Annotated in this window: 4 protein-coding genes; 1 reads left to right on the top strand and 3 read right to left on the bottom strand. The window is 59.3% G+C overall.

Going from position 1 to position 4,439, the window contains the following annotated elements:
• On the top strand, window positions 1-467 hold a 467-nt coding region (locus AB5405_RS08120; RefSeq protein ID WP_368138132.1), incomplete at its 5' end, for a hypothetical protein.
• Window positions 468-558: 91 nt separating this feature from the next.
• Here AB5405_RS08120 and AB5405_RS08115 read toward each other — a convergent pair.
• The 3 genes from AB5405_RS08115 to AB5405_RS08105 form a co-directional block, all read right to left on the bottom strand.
• On the bottom strand, window positions 559-1,929 hold the full coding sequence (locus AB5405_RS08115) for an amidohydrolase family protein (protein WP_368138131.1): 1,371 nt from the start codon (window positions 1,927-1,929) through the stop codon (window positions 559-561).
• Window positions 1,930-2,224: 295 nt separating this feature from the next.
• On the bottom strand, window positions 2,225-3,295 hold the full coding sequence (locus AB5405_RS08110) for a hypothetical protein (RefSeq protein ID WP_368138130.1): 1,071 nt from the start codon (window positions 3,293-3,295) through the stop codon (window positions 2,225-2,227).
• 371 nt (window positions 3,296-3,666) lie between these two features.
• Window positions 3,667-4,362 carry a hypothetical protein gene (locus tag AB5405_RS08105; protein ID WP_368138129.1) on the bottom strand — a complete coding sequence of 232 codons (696 nt, stop codon included), beginning with the start codon at window positions 4,360-4,362 and terminating at the stop codon, window positions 3,667-3,669.
• Window positions 4,363-4,439 lie beyond the last annotated feature (77 nt).

Genomic DNA, 4,439 nt, shown 5'->3' with positions numbered 1-4,439 from the left:
ACTTTATGAAGGGTCGCAATGGTGCCGATGAACTCACCATCGTGATGGGTTTTGCCGGCATCGTCATCGCGATGATCGGATCGATAGCCCGCATCCAGTGGCTCAGCTGGATTGCCATCGCCGTAATCGTGATTGGCGTGCTGCGCGGCCTGTCCAAAAATATCGACGCACGTCGCAAGGAGAACGAGGCCTTTGTCGCCACGACCGCCAATGTTCCCGGCTTGGGCAAGTTCGTCGCCAGCTTGGGCGGCGGAGCTGCAGCGGCCAACGCCTCGCGCGCAGCCGGTACTAGCAAGGAAGACTTTGAACGTGCCAAGCGCACAGCCAAGAAGATGTGGAAGGGCCGCAAGACCACGGCCTATCTCAAGTGCCCCAACTGCGGCCAGATGCTCTCCGTCCCCAAGGGCAAGGGCAAGATCCGCGTCACCTGCCCCAAGTGCCACGCCAAGATGGAGACGCGCTCCTAGCCGCCATACCATGGGACAAATAAAAGCCGAGGCCTCGCACTGAGACCTCGGCTTTTTTGATAATGACAAAGGGATTGCCCCTTTGTCACACCTATGCCACGCCGTCGCGGGCGAGCTCCTCGGCCAGTGCCTCGGACGGCATGGCCATAATCGTGTCGAGCTCGGCGTCCACCTCGGGAATACGCTTCACCTTGAGTTTGCGCACCAGATCACCACGGCACATCACGTACGCCGGCTCACGCAGTGCGCACAGGTCATCGAGCGGGTTCTTGCGCGTCACCAGGATATCGGCGGCCTTGCCGCACTCGATTGTGCCGGTCTCGCCGCCCAGCCCCAGCAGCTCGGCATTTACCTGCGTGGCCGTATGCAGCGCGAAGGCGTTACTCACGCCCACGTACTTGGCAAAATAGGCCACCTCACGCCACATGTCGTACTGCGTCACGAACGGGCAGCTCGAGTCCGTGCCCAGGCCCACCTTAACGCCAGCTTCCAGTGCGGCACGGGCGCTCTCGATAATGCCCGAGCACACGATGTCGCCGTTCTTCTTTTGCGTATCGGTCGAATGGGTCTTTTTCGGGTCGAGCAATACAAACGGCAGCGCCGGGCTGATAGTGCAGGTAACGCTGGGCGCGCGATCCTCAAGCTGCGTGCCCGCGGCGCCGCGGTACAGTTCCAAGATCTCAGGAGTCATCGGGGCACCGTGCTCGATCGTGTCAACGCCGGCCTCAAGCGCGGCCTTCACGCCTTCGGTGCTCTCGACATGGGCCATAACCGGCAGGCCCACCTCGTGCGCAGCCTTGCACGCCGCCGCGGCAACCTCCACCGGCATACGCAGCACGCCCGGCTCGCCCACCTCGGTCGCGTCGAACACGCCGCCCGTTACGAACAGCTTAATGACGTCGGCACCGCGCGCATACAGGTCGCGCACCTGTTCGGCTGCCTCGGCGGGACTGTTTGCCACCTGGGCGAACAAGCCCGCACCATGGCCGCCCGGAACCGTGACGCCCGTTCCCGGCGCCACCAGGCGAGGACCTTGATACTTGCCGGCATCGATAGCATCGCGCACGGCCAGATCGGCAAACAGTGGGTCGCCCGCGCCGCGCACCGTGGTCACGCCGCTTGCCAGTTGTTGTTGGGCGCTGCCCTTAAGAATATGGCGCACGATGGCGCGCCCCACGGGGTTATCGAGCTTCTTCATCAACGCACCCGCATCGCCCGCCGAAACCGGCTTGCCCGAACCGCACAGGTGCACGTGCATATTGATGAGACCGGGCATGAGATACGCACCACCCAGGTCGATAACCTCGGCACCCGCGGGCGCCTGCGCCACAGCACTCGGCCCCATCCAGGTGATGACGCCGCGCTCAACAGTCACGGCCATATCGGGTTGCGGCTCCATATACTCCGAGCCATCCAGAATGGTCGCATTGATAAACAACGTGGAACGATCGGCAGACGCCATATCGAGCTCCTCCCTCACGATTAACTTGAACATTTGTCCATTATCACCTAGTCCCGCTGGATTGCTGCAGACGCATCGGTTAACGGAGGGAAGAGGGGATGTGGGGGACGGAATACGTTGCAGTCCCACCCCAGCGACACCAGGGAAATGTCTCGATCTGTAACAGGTACAGGGTTATTGGGCCCCTTGCTGTTACAGATCGAGACATTCGGTCGACGTTTCACCGGTTTGTCTCGATCTGAAACAATTACGAACTCAAACAACTTCTAAACGTTACAGATCGAGACAAAACCTCTTAGCGCCCATACCACTGACGTCTCCACTCCTCAGCCAAATCGGGCCGTCGCGGAATACCCGCCAGCCTCATCTTTTCAACCAACTTCCCCGGGTTCTTGAGTTCATCAAACGTGAACCGAAGCACCTTGTGCCCGAGCATTGTCAGATGAGATTCACGCTGACGCTCTGCCACGAACGGGTCGACCGACTCCCGACCCTCGCCGTTCTGCAAGGCATACTTCCCCTTTCCGTCGAGCTCGCCGATGACACATGTCCCGTCCTCGAGCCTCCAGAAATAATCGACGCGAAACACCTGGCTCGGATCGAGCGGGTCGCGAAACTCCACCTGCAGCTCCGGAACCGGAAAGCCGTACGCAATAAAGAACGCTCGGAACCGAGACTCGCCACCGTTTTCGGACAGCCCGTCCGCATACGACGCAATCACTTGTGCCCTGCGATACCCTCGCCTGCCCTCGCAATCGGCGCGGAGGCGCTCGCACAAATCCCCACGTGATACGCCTTTCGCCCGCAGTGCAGAATCGGCAATCGCCAACCCGTAGGAGAACGGCGCACGCAGCAAGCAATCCTCCACCGTGCGCCAAAACGACGTCACCCGCACGCCATCAACACGCTCGAGCGCGCCCGCCATCTGTGGACGCAACAACCTGCACCCGCTGCTCAACGTCACCGAACAACCCGTCTTAACAAGAAAACGCGGCCCAAGCAGATCATTCGGCACCTCCAGACCCCACAAAAGTGCCGCGTCATAACCCCAAAACGCCCAATCGGGATGAAATTCCGCAAGCCCTTTGATAGTCCTCAGCGCTCGCTCTGCCGGCGTCAATGCATCCCAATCATGCTGAAAACAGAACAGGTACGGCTCGGGCTCCGCGATATCGTCGGTTCCAACATGGCGTCGCAGCCACATGAGCTCGGTATTGTCATGCGTTGCGAGCAGCGCACCTTGCTTGGCCGTCTCCGTGAGCCGCGCGAGCATCCTATTCCGCGCCAACGTGTTGCGAGTCGCATGTTTGTGTTTGAGAACGGTATTAGACACTTTCATCACCACCACGTCAGACAAATGGACCATCGCCGCTGTTGCCTCCGCCGACAAATGTCTTGATCTGTAACAGGAAGACCGATTTTTGGCCGCTAGATGTTACAGATCGAGATCTTTCGACACCGCGTCCAACCTTTGTCCCAATTTGTAACAGGTAGGTCGAGTTTTGGCCTGTAGATGTTACAGATTGAGACATTCCCCCAGCCAGGTGCCAAACGTCTCGATCTGTAACAGTTAGACGTTCTCCAGGCCCCCAAACGTTACAGATTTAGACAAACCAGCGGCGCCCAAGCGTTCGTCTCGATCTGTAACAGGTAGACCGGTTTTTGTCCCTAAACGTTACAGATTGAGACAAAGTCAGGGCAGCAGGGCGACACCAGCCACATCCCCTACTCCCACTCCTACTCGTAGATGTTAAGCGACTTCACGTACCGCCCCTGAGCACCCATGATGTCGCGGACCAGGCGCAAAAAGAAGCTGATGCACGAGGTGTCAAAGCCGTCCTGCAGATCCTCCGGATGCACCGCACCCGGCCCATCGACCGCCGTGTCACTCAGGCGCGCGATGTCATACAGATAGAGCTGTCCCGCCGTCAGCCAGACATCGTCGACGCAGGCGAGGCGCACCGCAATCGCTCCGTCGCTCCAATGTTCCTTTTGCACGATATGCGGGTCGTAGACATCAAAGCGGTGGTCGGTGCGCGTATCCTTCAGCGCAACTATACCAGTCGCAGGATCCTTGTCCAAAATGCCAAAGCGCGAGAAATACTGCGTGTCGCGTACCTGCTCGAGCCGCTTGAGCGAGGCAGGCGAAAGCGATGTCGGCGGCTCTTCAACATACAGCTCGAGCAGCGTCTTGCCGTGGCGATAGGGGCGCTCGAAGAGCAGCCAATCGGTAAATGCCATGTTGTAGGCCATGATTTCGTTTTGCGAAGGCTCGGTGCAAAAGCTGAGCCACGGGTCGACAATGATCTCGAACTGTTCGCGCGCCGGCTCCAAAAACTGGAACTTCCGCAGCATCCAAAAATGGGCCATGTCGGCAATATCGTTGCCGACGGCTTCGGCTAGCTGCGCTCGGTCTAAAGCGTGGTCAGTCATGGCATCCTCCTCAAACTGATAGACCTCAATTTGAGCTTACGAGGAGAGTGGTCGGCCACGACCAGCGCGGGCAAAAT

This window comes from Collinsella aerofaciens (assembly GCF_040920445.1).
Lineage (GTDB): Bacteria > Actinomycetota > Coriobacteriia > Coriobacteriales > Coriobacteriaceae > Collinsella > Collinsella aerofaciens_BH.
The sequence above is the reverse complement of the archived record's forward strand: the minus strand, read 5'-3'. Positions and strand labels throughout refer to the sequence as shown.

Bases quoted from the DNA above. Each gene is read 5' to 3' on its own strand.
- AB5405_RS08115 (WP_368138131.1), bottom strand. From the start codon at position 1,929: ATGGCGTCTGCCGATCGTTCCACGTTGTTTATCAATGCGACCATTCTG.
- AB5405_RS08110 (WP_368138130.1), bottom strand. From the start codon at position 3,295: ATGGTCCATTTGTCTGACGTGGTGGTGATGAAAGTGTCTAATACCGTT.
- AB5405_RS08105 (WP_368138129.1), bottom strand. From the start codon at position 4,362: ATGACTGACCACGCTTTAGACCGAGCGCAGCTAGCCGAAGCCGTCGGC.